The organism is Gorillibacterium sp. sgz306347 (genome assembly GCF_059735245.1).
Genome location: NZ_JCAPET010000034.1, coordinates 13211 through 29566 on the forward strand (window position 1 = coordinate 13211; position 16356 = coordinate 29566).

At 61.0% G+C, this 16356-nt stretch carries 12 protein-coding genes; 6 read left to right on the forward strand and 6 right to left on the reverse strand.

Annotation, left to right across the window (positions count from 1 at the left end; genetic code table 11):
- The first annotated feature begins 222 nt into the window (after positions 1-222).
- A complete protein-coding gene (locus AC6I6H_RS16785; RefSeq protein ID WP_497955130.1) occupies positions 223-1485 on the forward strand; it encodes a TRAFAC clade GTPase domain-containing protein in 1263 nt (420 codons plus the stop codon).
- Positions 1485-4397 (forward strand): GAP1-N2 domain-containing protein, encoded by a 2913-nt coding sequence (locus tag AC6I6H_RS16790; RefSeq protein WP_497955131.1) that lies wholly within the window; start codon positions 1485-1487, stop codon positions 4395-4397. The genes AC6I6H_RS16785 and AC6I6H_RS16790 overlap by 1 nt, the downstream gene beginning before the upstream one ends.
- A gap of 1964 nt (positions 4398-6361) precedes the next feature.
- Here AC6I6H_RS16790 and AC6I6H_RS16795 read toward each other — a convergent pair.
- The 5 genes from AC6I6H_RS16795 to AC6I6H_RS16815 form a co-directional block, all read right to left on the reverse strand.
- Entirely contained in the window at positions 6362-6916 is a 555-nt protein-coding gene (locus AC6I6H_RS16795) for a GNAT family N-acetyltransferase (RefSeq protein ID WP_497955132.1), read from the reverse strand.
- Positions 6903-7865, reverse strand: a complete 963-nt coding sequence (locus tag AC6I6H_RS16800; protein ID WP_497955133.1) for a helix-turn-helix transcriptional regulator — start codon at positions 7863-7865, stop codon at positions 6903-6905. The genes AC6I6H_RS16795 and AC6I6H_RS16800 overlap by 14 nt, the downstream gene beginning before the upstream one ends.
- A 12-nt stretch (positions 7866-7877) precedes the next feature.
- Positions 7878-9080, reverse strand: coding sequence for a two-component system sensor histidine kinase NtrB (locus AC6I6H_RS16805; protein WP_497955135.1), 1203 nt, complete (start codon positions 9078-9080; stop codon positions 7878-7880).
- 151 nt (positions 9081-9231) lie between these two features.
- Positions 9232-9918: an SdpI family protein gene (locus tag AC6I6H_RS16810; RefSeq protein WP_497955136.1), complete on the reverse strand. Its 687-nt coding sequence runs from the start codon at positions 9916-9918 to the stop codon at positions 9232-9234.
- Complete coding sequence (locus AC6I6H_RS16815) at positions 9905-10183, reverse strand: autorepressor SdpR family transcription factor (RefSeq protein WP_497955137.1); 279 nt, start codon at positions 10181-10183, stop codon at positions 9905-9907. The genes AC6I6H_RS16810 and AC6I6H_RS16815 overlap by 14 nt, the downstream gene beginning before the upstream one ends.
- Before the next feature lie 225 nt (positions 10184-10408).
- Here AC6I6H_RS16815 and fni point away from each other — a divergent pair, with 225 nt between their 5' ends.
- From fni to AC6I6H_RS16835, 4 genes are all read left to right on the forward strand, one after another.
- Positions 10409-11503 (forward strand): type 2 isopentenyl-diphosphate Delta-isomerase, encoded by a 1095-nt coding sequence (gene fni, locus AC6I6H_RS16820; RefSeq protein ID WP_497955157.1) that lies wholly within the window; start codon positions 10409-10411, stop codon positions 11501-11503.
- 343 nt (positions 11504-11846) lie between these two features.
- On the forward strand, positions 11847-12767 hold the full coding sequence (locus AC6I6H_RS16825) for a methyl-accepting chemotaxis protein (RefSeq protein WP_497955138.1): 921 nt from the start codon (positions 11847-11849) through the stop codon (positions 12765-12767).
- 32 nt (positions 12768-12799) lie between these two features.
- Positions 12800-13531, forward strand: coding sequence for an MBL fold metallo-hydrolase (locus AC6I6H_RS16830; RefSeq protein ID WP_497955139.1), 732 nt, complete (start codon positions 12800-12802; stop codon positions 13529-13531).
- 81 nt (positions 13532-13612) lie between these two features.
- A complete protein-coding gene (locus AC6I6H_RS16835) occupies positions 13613-15574 on the forward strand; it encodes a beta propeller repeat protein (RefSeq protein WP_497955140.1) in 1962 nt (653 codons plus the stop codon).
- A gap of 53 nt (positions 15575-15627) precedes the next feature.
- Here the strand turns inward: AC6I6H_RS16835 and AC6I6H_RS16840 are convergent, their stop codons facing one another.
- Positions 15628-16152: a hypothetical protein gene (locus AC6I6H_RS16840; RefSeq protein ID WP_497955141.1), complete on the reverse strand. Its 525-nt coding sequence runs from the start codon at positions 16150-16152 to the stop codon at positions 15628-15630.
- Positions 16153-16356 lie beyond the last annotated feature (204 nt).

Sequence of the window (16356 nt, forward strand, 5' to 3'; positions counted from 1 at the left end):
TTCCCGGCCGCGGCAAGCGGGACGGATAATGGCGGCAAAAAACCGCGTTAAAGCAAAGATCGGCGTTCCGCGTCCGTCCGTTGCGCCGGCCCGCCAGCGGGCTGCCCGCTTTGACGGTGTTCCGGCAGGACCAGGTTAGGCCGAATGTGAACCGCTATTTTCGAAATCCGGGGGGTCGCCCCGTTTATCAACTGCCGGTGCCGGCAGAGGGAGGATTGCCGCATGCTGAAAGCGTTAAAAGGCTTGTTCCAGAAAACTCCGGTCAAGGTCAGGCCGCCTTTTTACGATATCGTTTGTCCCTACTGCTTTCTGAAATTCGAACCCGACCGGGTGGTGTTCCGGGCGGCGCATCACAAAGAAAACGATCCGGAGTACGCCTTGCAAGAAGACGAGGAGCTGGACCGCTACCGGGCGAAGTTCAACCTCGACTCCGTAGGGGACGTGGAAGCCGTCGTGTATCCGTCGTCCATTCCGGAGGAGAACAAAACCTATTCCGAAAACGTGCTCGTCGCCGTAACGGACAAGCACGGGGTGAACACCCGGCGCAGGCTCTGCCCGAACTGCCACAACGAGCTCCCGCTGTCGGCGGGAAAAGTCCCGAGCAACATTATCTCCATTGTCGGAGCGACCTCGGTCGGCAAGTCGGTGTACATGACCTCGCTGATCCATACGCTGCAGCATGTCACCGCTTCAAACTTCAACGCGGCCTGCATCCCGATGAACGCCGAAATCAGCCGCCGGTTCCGCACCTACTACGAGGAGCCGATCTTCGAGCAGGGCCTGATGCTTGGCGCAACGCAGAAAATCGAGAAGATGGAGCCGTTTATTTTCAACTTTGTGTTCAAAGATGAAAGCCTGGCCCCGCTTACGCTCGTTTTCTTCGACGTTGCCGGGGAGGGCATGACGGACCGCAATTACATGGACATCTACGCCGCCCACATCAAAAACTCGTCGGGCATCCTGTTCATGGTCGATCCGCTGCAGATGAAAACGATCCGCGACCGGCTGCTCCTGAGCCTCGGCGATCACAGCGGGGATTTGGCGCCCCGCCACGCCGAGCCGCGCGACGTGATCATCACGATGTTCGAAAATTTTATCGGCCACCAGGAAAAAGGAAAAACCGACATCCCGACCGCCATCATCCTGACCAAAAGCGATATGCTGAAGCACCTGAAGGAGGAAGAAGGCGACTACATCGATACAAACAGCAACGTGTTCCGAAACGTCGTTCATTCCGGTTACCTGAACCTGACGGAGTTTGAGAACATCAACGGGGAAATTCGCCGTTTTATCGAAAAGGTGGACCGGCCGTTCAAGGACGCCGTCGATGTCTACTTCAACAACACCGCCTACTTCGCCGTTTCCGCGCTGGGCAGCAACCCTGTGGACAAGCGGGTGGAGGGCGTGGTGAGCCCGACCCGGGTGGACGAGCCTTTTGTCTGGCTGCTCCATAAGCTGGACTACATCGAGGGGAGAGAAGGCTGATGGAACCCTTGGGCAAAATTCAGCAGCATTATTACACCCGGGGGCGGGAGGGGCTTTTTCAGGGCGGCGAAGGGTTTGACACGGTTGCCAAATCGCCGGGGCTGGACCATGCGTTTATCAAAAAAACGCTTCACCCGTACTGCCTCTACATCCCGCCGCAGGAGCTGGTGCGCAGCGGCGAGCGGGACCCCGCGCGGTATCCGGCCTCGCTGACCGTCGTTCCGGCGGAAAGCGGCGAGCTGGTCATCGGCCGCAGCGTGTTTGCCGGTCCGGACTTTTCGGGGCAGCGCGATGTCATGTTCACGCACCAATATGTCGTTCCGGCCGGCCGGCGGGAGGAATACCTCCGCAGGCCGGATGTTCTGCTGCATGCGGCGGGCTTTCGCGCGCTCTACGACGAAAGCGAAGGCAAGACGCTGGCCGAACTGGACGATTTGCAGGCCGAAGGCCGCTTCGATGCCGCCGCCCAGGAGAATGTGCTGGCGGCGCTTGGCGTAGATGGTCAGCGCTACAAAGCTATGCTGAATGCGATTTTTTCTGCGGTCTCCTCCAAGAAAAAGGTGTACGTCGCCCTCGACACGGACGTGTCCGGCAGCGCCATTTCCGCGGCCGCCCTTCTGGATAGTCTGTACCGGGCGCTTCCTTACGGCGTGAGGCGCCGCTTTGGTTTTACCACGTACCACAACGAGCCGCAGGGACGCAAGGGCATCGACCTCATGTTCGTGGAAAAAGGCAGCCTGCGCGCCGGAGCGATGGGCAAGGACTACCAGTTTGATTTTCCGAACGGCCGGTTTTCCGACCGGGACCTTCCGGCCCGCGCCGCCTTCCTGGATTTTGCGTGGGACGAGCGCCGCGATCCCGCCCGGCTGGACGACTTTTTCGGGTTTGCCGAGGAAGCGCTGGACGGCCTGCCGGCGGAAGCGTACACGGATCTTTCGCTCTATAACCCGCTGGCTGCGATTTACTCGGCCGGCACCGGGAGCCGCGAGCGCTTTGAGGCGGACCGCGAAGGGGCGATTGAAGGCGCGCTCCGCTGCCTCCGCGTCGGCGGAGCCGACAAAAAACCGCGCTTGAACGAGCTGCTGCTGGACTTGTTCCGGGAGGAGACGGGGCAGCTGCCGGTTCCCGGCGCTTCCGAATCCGCCGCTGGCGCAGCGCAGGAGCGGGTGCCGGGCGTAAGGCTTTTGGCCGGCCTGATGGAATACTACGGGCTTGCGCCCGACGGAGTCCGGCCGGAGCTTCTGGCTGCGCTCACCGCCTGCCTGGACCGGGCCGCGTCCCGGCCGGACGGCGGAACCGCCTACCTGACCGAGGCGGGAGTGGCGCTGAAGAAGTACCCCGAGCTGCAAAAGCTCGTGTACGAGCGGATCGGACGCGACCTCCGCTATGCGGAGCTGGGAGAGGCCCTGCTGGCGAACCGGCTTGCCCGTGTCAAAACGGCGAAGGAATACCAGGAAGAAATCTTGTTCTGGGTCGGGCATTCGCCCGATTCGCTGGGGCTGCCGTATTTTACCGGCCAGTTCCGGGACAAGCTGAAAAAAGTGCTGTATCATTCCGGCGATCAGGTTTCGGCGGGCGGGCATTTGTTCCGCTTTTTCGTGCAAATCGGATCTGCCTCGGCCGGGCGCAGAGGATTGGCCGCGTTTTGCTCGGAGCTGGAAACGGAAACGGCCCGCGCCGTGCTGGATATTCTTCTGCTTTCGGACGGGCTGTGGTCGGAGCTGAAGGAAGCGTCTTACCTGGTAACGGAGGAATGGGCCGTCGCCGACAGCGGGCTGACGGCCGAGCAGGCGCGCAAGCTGAAGCTGTTCCGGGCGGTGCATGCCGCGCTCAGCCTGAAGCCGGCCGGGCCGGAAACGATTTTGCCGGCTGCGGAGCTGGAGCGGGCCATGCACTCGGCCCGGAAATCGGGTGCCCGTCCGTTTGACCAGCTGCGCGAAACGGACGATTCCGAGGGGCTTCCGGAGAGCGGCGCCGACGATAGCGGCCGGCTGACCGGCCGCGAGCTGGACCGTACGCTGCGGCCCGAACCGCCGCATCAGAGGGGCGAATCCGAGCGGCCGGGAACGGGGGCCGCGCCGCGCACCGGCGCTGCGGCGAAAGCCCGGCCGCCGCTTTCGTCCGGCCGTCCGGCGTTTGATTTCGACGACCTGAGCAAAAGCGAGATGGAAGAGGTGCAGCGGCTTGTGCGCCGCTTTTTGACGGGCCGGATCGGCCCGGATGCCTATGAGTCGGTTATCTTTGCCTTTACCGATTGGGGCGTCCATACCGGAGGCGCCATCCGTCCGGTGGCGTACTACGAAATGCTGGACTACATCCGGCGGGAAACGGAAGGGACCGACCTGGTGTACGACTTTATTTTGTGGTCGGCTGCGAACCCTGCCTTCAAGGACGCAGGCGGCCGGAAAATCCATACGGCCTACCGCAATGCGCTGCGCAAGTATTTTGCCGAAGCGGACCGCAAGGCGCTGAAAACACGGCGGCTCGTGCAGAAGCTGACCTCTCCGCCCGCCACTGCGGATCTGGCTGAGCTGATCCGCCAAATCCGGCACAGGCAGATGAACCCGATCGTCCGCCTGTTTGGCGGGAGCCGCGTCTTGGCGGCCGGCGCGGGCGTACTCGTCCTGGCCGGGATCGCCGCGGCCGTCGTGCTGAGCCTGCCGGGCGACGAAACCGAACCGGCCACGGGCACCACCGCCTCGCCGGGCGTTTCCGCACCGGCCGTATCGCCGGGAGCATCCGGGAGCGGGCTGGCGACGCCGGACGCTTCGGGCGCGGCGGCGTCCCCGAACGCGGGCGGCGCCGCCACGGAGGCGCCTTCCGGCGCGGGAGGGACGGCCCAGCCTTCCGGAGCGGAAAGCTCCGGGGCACCGGCGGAAGGGGCGGCCACCGCCTCTCCGCCGGCGTCCTGAGGCGGCACGGGCCTTCGGTTGTGGTTTCGCTGCTGGCGCCCTGGCGTGCACCGCCGTATGGCCGCCGCTTGCCGCTGGCGGGCTAACATGCGCCGCCTCTCGACCGCCGCTTCGCTGCTGGCGACCTGGCGTGCACCGCCGTATGGCCGCTGCTTGCCGCTGGCGAGCTAACATGCGCCGCCTCTCGACCGCCGCTTTGCCGCTGGCGCCCTGGCGTGCACCGCCGTATGGCCGCTGCTTGCCGCTGGCGCCCTGACGTGCGCCGCCTCTCGACCGCCGCTTCGCTGCTGGCGCCCTGGCGTGCGCCGCCTCTCGACCGCGCCCTGGCGTGCACTGTCTCTCGACCGCCGCTTTGCCGCTGGCGACCTGGCATGCGCCGCCTCACGGCCGCCGCTTCGCAGCTGGCGACCTGACATAGGCCGCCGTTTGGCTACTGCTTCGCCCTCTGTCCTCTAGGCGGACCGAAATGCTAACCCGCTGAAAAATGGAGATGCGGGTGAGCGTTCCTGTGCGTTCGCTCAGTGCCGATAATGTCTTTGTCCGTGTCATGGCGTACCGCCCCTGCGGCGCGCGAGTGTATGCCCCCTGTCACCGGCACCGCGTCCCAAACGCAATCAAGGGGCTGCTTTTTGGCCATTCTGTTTTTGCAGCCTTGCGAATTGAGAGTTAAGTGCATACGTGCACCTATTTGGAGCCAAAAAGCAGGCTTAGACCCAAATAAGTGCGCACGCGCACTTAAAAATTCGTTTTCTTACCTTTTTTGCTAATCGGGGTCTTAATAAGTGCATTCTCGCAATTATTCTCCCGAAATGAGGCGGAGAGCAGGAGATTAAGTGCGCTTTTGCACTTAATCCTGTGCATCTCTTCCGAAACGGCAAACTAGCCATCCGATTGGTCTAGGGTGAGACCCGAACGTTGTCTCGTGCGGACCGCAGTGTGCAGCAGAAAGAGGGGTAGTGCTGTTTATATACTGGTAGAAACGGAGATCAACAAGCCTGCGAGCGAAATGGAGAATAGTGGAAGTGATGCGCGCCACGCCGGAAGTAGCTTTCGGAACAAGGAGGAAAACCGGCCTTTTTGCTCCTGGAATTTGCGTTTAGTGGCTTTGTCATTTGAAGGTCGGTGTGCGGTATTTTGTGAGGATTGGCGGTTGGCATGCAGGGTGCATACACAGCTTTGAACGATTGATGTCGCGTTATATTGAGGACGTGGAGATTGGCGTTCCGGGCACAAGTTGCGAAACTCGACACTTACCGCTTGCTTCTTAATGTCCGGCGTTTGGAGCCGGCGTTTCGGGTGGGATGGGTTTGCGTACCAACAACCGGCCAACAAAAGCCAGACAAAAAACGGAACGGCAAGGGTAACTTCCTTGCTGCTCCGTTTTTTATTTGTATAGGGGGAAGCCCGACGGACTCTTTAAGTGTGATACTGCTGCTTTGGACCAGTGGATTGTTACTTCGGCGGATGGGTTAGCTGACGGTTACCTAGGTCTTTGCCGTGCAAGCCCGTGATTGAGTCCCTGGCCTCGTATATGGCCGCGCGCGCAAGCCGTGCTCCAGCCCTGTGCCTGGCTTCGGCCCCGCCGCCCGAGCGCCTGCGAGCCCCGGCCCCGCCGCATGAGCGCCTGCGAGCCCCGGCCCCGCCGCATGAGCGCCTGTGTGCCCGTGCCCTGCGCCCGAGCGCCTCCGTGCCCCAGCCCTGCGCCCGAGCGCCTGTGTGCTCCGGCCCTACGCCCGAGCGCCTCCGTGCCCGGCCCCGCCGCATGAGCGCCTGTGTGCCCGGCCCCGCCGCCCGAGCGCCTGCGAGCCCCGGCCCCGCCGCGCGAGCCGTGCTCCAGCCCTGTGCGAGCCACGACCCCGCCGCATGAGCGCCTGTGTGCCCGTGCCCTGCGCCCGAGCGCCTCCGAGCCCCGGCCCTGCGCCCGAGCACCTCCGAGCGCTCCGGCCCGCCTCAGCTCCGCCGCGCTAGACGTCGGCGGGGTTCAGCGCGGCGAACATCACATGGTCTTCCCATGTGCCGTTGATTTTGACGTTTTTCTCGGCGATGCCTTCGCGTTTCATGCCGGCTTTCTCCAGCACCCGCTGCGATCCGGGGTTGCGGGGCATCGCGCCCGCCTCCACCCGGTGCAGCCGCAGCTGGCCGAAAGCAAAATCCAGCAGCAGGCGGACCGCTTCCGTGGCGTAGCCTTTGCCGTTATGGGCCTGATCGATGTTGTACCCCATGTTGGCGTTCTGGACGCAGCCGCGGTTGATCATGTTCAGCCCGATAGTGCCGATCAGGGCCCCCGATTCCTTCAAAAAAATGCCGAACGAGTACATTTCGTCCGCCGCCGCGCGCGCCTTGGCCACACGAACCGATTCCAGAGCCGCTTCGGGTTCGTAGTACGAGTCCGGCCGCAGCATGGAATAGGCCTGAAAAAACGCCCGGTTGCGCACGCGCAGCTCCCGCAAGGCTTCTGCGTCCGGTTCCTCCAGAAAACGCAATGAAATGCGTTCCCCTGCAAGCTCATAGCCGCCCATTGCGGTACCCTCCTTGGTCCTTCGTGCTGTTTTTTTCTTGTTCGCCGTAGCGGTCCGCGATGGCCAGCGCTTTTTCCCGGAGCACCTGTTTGATCCAGTCCGGCGAAACGACCTCCAGCTCCGGACCGAAGGAAAGCAGGGTGCCGGTCACCCAATCGTCCATCGGCCAGCGGACGGAGGTTTCGAGCCGGCCGTCCGGAAGGGCGTGGACGGAGCCCGGCCCGAAGAAGTCGGCGACGCGGCGCGTCGCGGACGGGTCGAACCGCAGGTGAAGCACGGTTTCCCGCTCCTTCGGCAGCCCCGCTTCCACCGCCTCCAGCCGGTCGGGCCGCCGGACGAAGGAATCGGCCAGCGTTTCGATCGGACCGATCCGGCTCAGCCGGAACAGGCGGTACGCCTCCCGCAGCCGGCACCAGCCCCACAAATACCAGGCGCTGCCCCGGTACAGCAGAGTCATCGGTTCGACCGTGCGGAGCGCCCCTTCCTGCGCGGAGGTTGCCGAATAGGCGAAGCGGACCAGCCGCTTCGCCCGGATGGCGTCCCGGAGCGCGGAAAAGCGGCTGTCTTTGCCTTCCATCGCCCAGGAGGAAAGATCGACACGCAGCCAGTCCTCCTGCGGCTCGGCGCGGCCGAATAGCGCCCCCAGCTTTTCCAGCGTGCGGTCCGCTCCGGTATCCTGGCTGCGCGACAGATCGTTCATGGCCGCAAGCAGCAGGCTGCGGTCCGTCTCGTCGAGCAGCGCTTTCGGCAGCGTGTAGCCGTCCATCAGGCCGATTCCGCCGCCCGCTCCCTGGGAGGCGTAAACCGGAACGCCGGCTTCCGCCAAATCGTCAATGTCGCGCCGGATGGTCCGGGTCGACACTTCAAACCGCTCGGCCAGCTGCCGGGCGGTTGTTGTGCCATGCCGGAGAAGTTGAATGACAATGCCAAGCTGACGGTTCAGCTTCATCGGAAGCCCTCCTTACCCTTGCGTTTCCGGCGGGGCCGCCGGAGCTTCGGACGGCTCGGCGGAAGCGGAAGCAAGCGGAAGTCGGATCGTGAAGGAGGTGCCGCCCGGAGCGCTGACCACATCAAGGGTGCCGCCGTGGTCCTGTACGATTTTTTGGGAAATGGAAAGGCCCAGGCCCGTGCCGCTTTGCTTGGTCGTAAAAAAGGGATCAAAAATCTTTTTCAACTCGCCCGGGGGAATGCCCGGCCCCGTATCGCTGAAAATGACGACGGCCTGCCCGTTCTTGCGGAGCAGCCGGATCGTCAGCTCGCCGCTTTCCTCCATTGCTTCCAGCGCGTTTTTGGTCAGGTTGATGAACACCTGCACCATTTTATCCACGTCCATCCGCACGAACAGGTCCAGATCGGTCGGCTTGTAGACAATCCGGTGGCCCAAAATGTTCGCTTCCGACTCCGTCAGGGAAATCAGCTTCAGCAGGGTGTCGTGCAGCGGAAAGATTTTGAAGCAGGCTTCGCGCGGCTTGGAGAAATCCAGAAACTCCACCGTCAGATCGTTCATGCGGTCCACTTCCTCGACCATAACGTCGAAGTAGGGCTCGATGTTGTAATTTTGCCGTTTGGACAGCTGCAAAAAGCCTTTGACCGTCGTGAGCGGATTGCGGATTTCATGCGCAAGCCCGGCCGCAAGCTCGCCGACCACGCGGAGCTTTTCGGTTTGGTAGTCCAGCTCGCCCCGGCGCAGCTCTTCCTTGAGCCGGTTTTTCTCTTTTTCCGCCGAGATGATGTATTGAATGATCAGCACCACGGCCAGCGAAGTGAGCAGGTCGGAAATGACCGCCAGCAGCATATACGGCGTAATGTCGGTGTAGGTCAGCCGCACCCCGGTGTAGCAGAAGATCATCGCGAAGCCGACGAGCACCGAGCAGGCCAGGCTGCGGATATGATAAAGCACTTTGGAAAGCAGGATAATGTACAGCGAAAAGCACCAGTTCAACTGGCTGAAAAAATGAAAGCCGACCAGGAGCGCCACTTGAAGGAGGGCAAGCGTCCGCTTGCGCTCGGGAAAAAGACGGTCCGCGTAAAGACTGGCCACCAGCAAAAGACCCGCCGAGACGAGCGGGATATTGTAGGGCGTCTGTCCCAGGACAAGACAGGAAACAATCACGAAGCCGATATACAAAGGCAGAACTGCGTAATACATCAGGTTAAAGATCATTGAGCTGCCACTCCTGCGTTAAATTCGCTGCTCCAACCTTATTCGACACCCTTCGATAGAACCCTTCTTGCGCTGTCGATTTATCCGGGTCCCGGGACAGAAACGCGATGGGCAGATAGGCCCGAAAAGACAAGCCGCCGGACCGGCAGGTTCAAGCCGCGTGTTTTGCCAGCCGTCTCCCGTACAAAGCGGGCATGCAAACGAGCAAAAGGAGCACGGCGGCAAAAATCCAGCCGGAAAAAGCGCCGGGCACAAAGGAAGCCGGCAGCAAAACGGCGCCGCCCGCCACCCAGGTACGGCCGGCGAAGCGCTGCACCCGAAACCAGACGTTCGGATCGGACAAGGCCGCCCGGGTGCGGAAGCCGACGCAGGGATTGCGCTTCAGCTTCGGCAGCAGGTTCCCCATCCAGGCAAACAGCAAGCCTGCTGCGGCCGTCCCCATACGGACGAGAATGGCCGGGGAAAAGGCGTCCGGATCCGCCATGGAAGCCAGAAAATAAAGCGCCATGCCCGAAAACAAAAGGGTGACGAAGCAGGCCGCACCGTCCAGAATGCGGCTTTGCAGAGCCGCGTTTGCGTTCCCCTTTCCGCCGGAGTGCGCCGTCCTGAGCACAAACGTGCGAAGCAGCCGCATGAACGCAAACCCGAGAAACCCGAAGCCGGCGAGCAGCAGAACCTCGGCGCTGCCTTTACCGGCGTAGCGGTCGACCGCACCGGCCAGATCGCGGTGAACCGGAACCCGACCGGGCAGCCGGGGATACAGCAGCGCGTAAAATACCGCGGGCGCAAGCGCAGACAGCAAGCAAAACCATACGGCAGGCGTGTTAAACTTTTTCATGATCATCCCTCCGAAAGGATAAAATCCACTTCATCACGTCCTCCATCACACTGGCGTTTAATTCATAATAGAGGAACTTGCCCCGGCGTTCCGTCCGAACCAGACCGGCCTCCCGCAAGACGGAAAGGTGGTGCGAGACCGTAGCCTGCGTCATATCGAAGCGGGCGGAAATCTCGCCGGCCGTCAAACGGCCGTCCCGCAGCATTTCGAGGACTTCGCGCCGGTATCCGTCGGAAAGGGCTTTAAAGGTTTCTTTGATTCCCACGCTGCCCCGCCTTTCCCTACGAAAATAATCAATTCGAAATTTTTCTAAATGTATTTTATGTATTTGATCTTTCCTTTGTCAATGAACTTTGCAACCGCTTGATCGCGGAGAGCAGGGCTGGGCGCCCGGGGAGGCCCCGGGATGGAAATCGGCGGCCGGATCGTGTACCTTGGAGAGGAACGATCCGGACGGAAACGCCGGACAAACGAGCGGAGGGAAACGGGCATGACAAAGGAAACGGAAAAAGGCGGGGGCGGGACGCGCTCCGAACGGGAGGCGGACAACCTGCTTCCCTTGACGCCGACCGGGGAGCGAAAAATCGAGCACGTGCGGCTTTGCCTGGAGGAGGATGTAAATGCCCAGGGGATTACGGCCGGCTTCGAGCGCTACCGGTTCCGGCATAATGCGCTGCCGGAGGTGGACTTTGACGACGTCCGGCTGGCGTCGTCGTTTCTGGGCCGTCCGCTGCGCACGCCGCTGCTGATCAGCTCGATGACCGGCGGCAGCGCGTCGACCGGGCGGATCAACGCCCGCCTGGCGGCAGCGGCGGAACGCCGCGGCTGGGCGCTCGCGGTCGGCTCGGAGCGGGCGGCGATCGAGCGCGGCGAGCTGGCGGAAACGTTCCGGGTGCGCGACCGCGCGCCGAGCGTTCCGGTGATCGCCAATCTGGGCGCGGTGCAGCTGCGGTACGGCTACGGCGCGGACGAATGCCGCCGCGCGGTGGAGATTGCGGGCGCGGACTGGCTGGTGCTTCATTTGAACAGCCTTCAGGAAATTTTTCAGCCCGGCGGCAACACGGCGTTCGGGGGGCTATTAAAGGAGATCGAAAAGGTTTGCCGGACGCTGGACGTTCCGGTCGGCATCAAGGAAGTGGGCTGGGGCATCGACGCGGAAACCGCCGTGCGCCTGCGCGGTGCGGGCGCGGCGTTTCTTGATGTGGCCGGAGCGGGCGGTACCTCCTGGAGCCAGGTCGAGAAGTTCCGGGCCGGAGATCCGGTTCTCCGGCAGGCGGCCGAAGCGTTTGCGGACTGGGGAAACCCGACGGCCGAATGCGTGGCCGACGTGCGGCGGGCGCTTCCGGACGCGCCGCTGATCGCCAGCGGCGGCTTGCGGGATGGCGTCGACGCCGCGAAGGCGCTCGCCCTTGGCGCCGATCTGGCCGGCTTCGGCCGCCGCCTGCTGGGGCCGGCCGTGGAGTCCGAGGAAGCGCTCGACGCCCGGCTCGCCCGAGTGGAGCTGGAGCTGCGCGCGGCGATGTTCGGCATCGGCGCGCCAACCGTGGCCGCCCTGACCGGCCATCCCCGGCTGATCCGGGTGTAGTCGTTCCGGAAGCGGATGGGGTTCGGAGAGGGTGGGGGGTCCGACAAGAGCGGATAAGGATGATTTTTGCTGCTAGTTGCGCAACCTCTGCGGCTTTCCGGCTTTTCGGAGAATAACGCGTTTTTTTGTTGCTATTGATACGGCCGCCCAATAAATCATCTATTGCAAAATTAAATTTTGTAAAATACATATGGAGACAAGCAAAAATATGGTATACCTATAATAGAGTATGTCAATTCGCCGACGGCCGGCCGACCTCTCCTCCGCTTTTCCGGTTCAGGAGAAGCACGACGCTTGAACCGCTTCGGCGGGATAGGACATTGTTTTTTTGGAGGAAACCGAGATGAGAGAGAATTTTACCCCTGCAATGCCAGCGGTGACGGACGACCTGGTGGTTCGCGCGCTGGATCAAAATCTGGCCATGGTCCGTTTTGGCCTGGACCGGAGGATCGCCTACGTCAACGATAACTTTGCCGCGACGGTCGGCTACACGAAGGAAAAAATGGTCGGCATGCGCCACAGGGAGCTGTGTTTTCCGGAGTTCGCGGACAGCCCGGCGTATGAAGCGTTTTGGAACAATCTGTTGTCGGGCATAAGCTTCCAGGATAAAATTGAACGAAAAGGCGCCAATGGGAATACGGTCTGGCTGGAAGCGACCTATATGCCGGTTTACGACGAAACGGGAAACACCGTGATCGGCGTGTTCAAAGTCGCCACCGACATCACCGCGCGGCAGGGAAACATCACGGCTGTAGTGGACGAGCTGCAGCAGATGGCAGATCACCTCAATCAGCGTTCCGCCGAGGGCATGAACCGCAACCGGGCGCTGCTGGAGAGTGTGGAGAAGATCGCCCAGGTCTCCCTGGAAAATACGCGGACGCTCGCCGGGCTCGAGGGCCAGGCCAAAGCGATTCAGGGGGTTGTGCAGACCATTCGGGACATCGCCTCCCAAACCAGCCTCCTGGCACTGAACGCCGCGATCGAGGCGGCGCACGCAGGAGAGTACGGACGAGGCTTCGATATTGTCGCCAAAGAAGTGCGCAAGCTGGCCGCGCGGTCGGAGGATTCCATCATTGAGGTGCGGGACAGCGTAGAGGCCATCACCAAAGAGATTGCGGCGATCGCCAAAGGCACCGCCCGCGTTCAGCAAAGCGTCGAAGAAAGCCAGCGGCAAATCCAAACGGCCATGGAAGAGTTTGAGGGGATCGCTTCGTCGGCCCGCCAGCTGGACGCCCAGGCCCGCGAAGTGGCCGAAGCCGTTTAACGCGCCGCAAAAGAAAGGGTACGAATACAAAGATGAATCGACTGCATGTATTAAATGTATCGTTTGAATATGGAGGGCAAAGCTCCGCCATCCATCCCGTTATTCTACAGGATAGCCGGGACGCCGTCCTGGTGGACTGCGGGTACCCCGGCTTTCTTCCGCTTCTGGCCGACGCCGCCGGCGTTTACGGTCTCGGTCTCGGCGATTTGACCCGCGTTCTCCTGACGCATCACGACCACGACCACATGGGAACGCTGGCGGAACTGAAGGCGGCTTATCCGCAGCTGCGGGCGTGCGCCTCCCGGGAAGAAGCGCCGTACATACAGGGGGAACGGAAGCCGCTCCGGCTGCGGCAGGCGGAGGAATCGTACGACACGCTGCCCTACGACCAAAAAGAAGGAGCCCGGCAAATGCAGGCCATGTTCGCCTCCATTCAGCCGGCCATAGTAGAAGAAACGCTGCAGGCGGGAGACGAGCTTCCCTGGTGCGGCGGAACCGTCGTCGTCCCGACGCCGGGCCATACGGCCGGACACATTTCTTTGTACATCAAGGCCTACAAGACGCTGATCGCGGGCGACGCCCTGGCGGTGGAAAACGGTGTTCTCGGACTCGCCAATCCGCAGTATGCGGAGGACCTGGAGGCGGCGCGGCATTCCGTTGCCCGTTTGCTCGAATACGACATTGAGAGAATTGTGTGTTATCACGGCGGCGTCTACGACCGCGAGATCCGCAAGTCGCTGGAGCGTTTGGCGGCTATGCGGTAAGTCATTCCTTTCCTCCCGGTTCCTGTGCTAAACTCGTCTTTACGAAAGAGTGAACGCAAACGGATCGGGGAGATAACAGCGATGAGAAAATTTGGTTTTATGGCGCTTCTGCTTTGTCTGGCGCTTGCTTTTCCTTCAACCGCCGGGTACGCGGCGGCGCAGCAGCAAGCTCCGGTTTTCAAAAAAAACGTCAGCTTTTTTGCCAGCGATCTGCTGGACCTTGCTTATGGAAACGGGCTCTATGTCGCCGTGGGAGGAGACGGAGCCATTGTCCGGTCGGAGGACGCCGCCAACTGGAGGGTCGTGGCGTCGGGCACAACCGAGCGCATCCGCACCGTTGCGTACGGCGGCGGCGTATTCGTGGCCGCAGGCGACGGGAACCTGCTTTTGACCTCGACGGACGGGCTCAAATGGAAAAAGCAGGCCCTTTCCTTCTCTCCCAAAACCATATCCGGCTTGAAGGAAGAAATAAAAAAGGACTTCGCCAAAACCAAGCGCTTTTTGCACACCAGTGTCCTCTGGGATGGAAAACAGTTTGTCATGCTGACGGATTTCCAAGCCTTTGACGTGATACGGGATGCCGCTTCCGGAAACGTTTATACCAGCGGCTCGAGCCACGCGCTCGTGTCGACCTCGAAGGACGGCGTAAAATGGAAAAGCGCGATGGCGGCGCCGCATCTCCAGAACATCGGCAAAATAAAGCATCTGAACGGAAGCTATTCCATATTCACGGAAAACGCCGTTTTGACGAGCAAGAACCTGATCCAGTGGACGTCGGACAAGTCCTCCTTTACAGACGCCGCCTACGGGAAAAGCGGATACGCGATCGTTCTGAACCGGGTCGATTTGGCCCGCCCCAGGCCGGCCGTGCAGGCGGCGGCCACCTATGAGAAGGCAAAGGCGGCCAAGCCCAAGGACCTCCTGGCGTGGAATGCTTCCACGGAAGCGTTCGCGGTGGATTATGTCCATGACCGGTATATCGTCAACGCGAACGGCGGTTATTTGCTTTCGTCCAAGAACGGGACTCAGTGGGAGACCCACAACCCGTTCAATGACTTCAAGCCGCAGGTCTATGAAGGCATGCCCGAATTTGCGATTAAGGACATCAATCCGGAGCGAATCAACTTTTTTCGGACGATTTGGGACGGCCGGCAGTTTGTTTCCGTCGCTTCCTTCGGCGGCATATACACGTCGCCGGATCTAAAGGGCTTTGAAAAGCGCACCGTTCAGGGCGCTCTCTCGCCGATTGGTTCGGATTTGTACGGAATCGGGTACCGGTCGGGCACTTATTATCTCTACGGCTCAAACGACAAGCTGCTGACTTCCACGGACGGAGCCACTTGGGAGAACTATTTTAAAACCCTCCATTTCACTGACCGGGAATACAATTTCGTAAGCGTCGCCTACAACGGAAAAGACTTCGCCTGGATAGCCGAGCGGGAAGACTGGTATTGGAAGATTCTCGCGTCCGAATACATTTTTGAGGTTCCCAATTACAAGGGAGGGCTAAAATGGTTCAGCGAACTGGACAGCCCGGTGGACATCCGATGGGACGGGAAGGCGGCCGTCGCTCGAACCCAGCAGGGGAGGGTCTACCAATTCGATCCGGCGAAGGGCAGCTGGAAGGACGTCAGTCCCGCCAAAAAAACGGATCCGAAGTTTGAGCCAATCAAGGTTCAGGGCGGCGGCAATACCGTCAAGTACCAGTATACGGAGAAGGACGGAACGGCCCTGTATTATTTGAAGAACGGAAAATGGGCGAGGGCCGCTTTTCCGGTCTGGTCGGATTACGAAAAGCACTTCTTGCGCCATGAGAACCTCAATTCCAAAAAAGGCGATACGCTGAGCGCCGTTATTTACGGCAATAACGAGTTTATGGCGGTGGGTGCGGGCGGGCTGATTCTGCGTTCCACGGACGGCAAAGCCTGGACGAAAGTAAATTCCGGTACGTCGGAATACCTGAACGGAATCGCTTGGGACGGAAAACAATATCTTGTCGCAGGCAACAAAGGCACCTATCTCGTCGGCGTTCCCAAATCGTAACGGGCGCGAAGGCGCCTTAATCCTACGCAGGCGCGGGAGGCGAAAGGGCCCGCTTATTCGGCCGGAAGCCACCGCAATTCATCGGTTCGGATGAAGTTGTTTTCCGCTTCGTAGCCGAGCCTATAAAGCGGTGTGCCGTCGCCGGAATAGGCTACCCCGTTCAGGTCGTTCCACGGAAGCCCTTTATCCAAGGCGAAGACGACGGCTTTCCCTTCCGGCGCAGGCTGCGACAGGCGGCCGTCCGCAGGCCCCATTTCAATGTATACCACCCGGCGGTCCTCGTTCAGCACGGGGATCGCCGTCACGCCTTTGCCGTTGCTTCCGTCCGTTTGGCTGCTCCAGCCGATCAGCTTGACCTTGTCCTCGGTTTTGTTGGCCCAGGAGGAAGAATCGGTTTTCCAAAGAAAGACCTCGCAGCGGCCTTTGAATTTATCGAATGACGCGATAGCCTGGTAAAAGGTCTCATTCGTCAGTTCCTCCGCCATGGAATGCCGATAGCCCGAAAGCCGGAGCAAGAAGCGGAACACATCCGCCCGGGAATCCTCGTAAAGCTGTTGAAACCGATGCAGGCATTCCACCCCCTCTATAAACGCCGTCTAATAGAGCAGTTGCTCCAAACGAGAAAAGGTTACAAAAAAGCTCCCCCGCGTCCAAAAAAAAAACTTCCTCCGCATTCAGAAAAAAGCCTCTCCGGTCCAGAAAGACATGTCTGCACCAAAACTGGCCTAACGCTTTGCGGACGGCTTTCTTGACAGCTTATCGTATCACGGTTATCATGGACA

What these genes read in the sequence shown, in the direction of transcription:
- AC6I6H_RS16785 (WP_497955130.1), top strand. Translation starts at nt 223, where the DNA reads ATGCTGAAAGCGTTAAAAGGCTTGTTCCAGAAAACTCCGGTCAAGGTC.
- AC6I6H_RS16835 (WP_497955140.1), top strand. Translation starts at nt 13,613, where the DNA reads ATGAGAAAATTTGGTTTTATGGCGCTTCTGCTTTGTCTGGCGCTTGCT.
- AC6I6H_RS16810 (WP_497955136.1), bottom strand. Translation starts at nt 9,918, where the DNA reads ATGAAAAAGTTTAACACGCCTGCCGTATGGTTTTGCTTGCTGTCTGCG.
- AC6I6H_RS16805 (WP_497955135.1), bottom strand. Translation starts at nt 9,080, where the DNA reads ATGATCTTTAACCTGATGTATTACGCAGTTCTGCCTTTGTATATCGGC.
- AC6I6H_RS16830 (WP_497955139.1), top strand. Translation starts at nt 12,800, where the DNA reads ATGAATCGACTGCATGTATTAAATGTATCGTTTGAATATGGAGGGCAA.
- AC6I6H_RS16825 (WP_497955138.1), top strand. Translation starts at nt 11,847, where the DNA reads ATGAGAGAGAATTTTACCCCTGCAATGCCAGCGGTGACGGACGACCTG.
- AC6I6H_RS16790 (WP_497955131.1), top strand. Translation starts at nt 1,485, where the DNA reads ATGGAACCCTTGGGCAAAATTCAGCAGCATTATTACACCCGGGGGCGG.
- AC6I6H_RS16800 (WP_497955133.1), bottom strand. Translation starts at nt 7,865, where the DNA reads ATGAAGCTGAACCGTCAGCTTGGCATTGTCATTCAACTTCTCCGGCAT.
- AC6I6H_RS16795 (WP_497955132.1), bottom strand. Translation starts at nt 6,916, where the DNA reads ATGGGCGGCTATGAGCTTGCAGGGGAACGCATTTCATTGCGTTTTCTG.
- fni (WP_497955157.1), top strand. Translation starts at nt 10,409, where the DNA reads ATGACAAAGGAAACGGAAAAAGGCGGGGGCGGGACGCGCTCCGAACGG.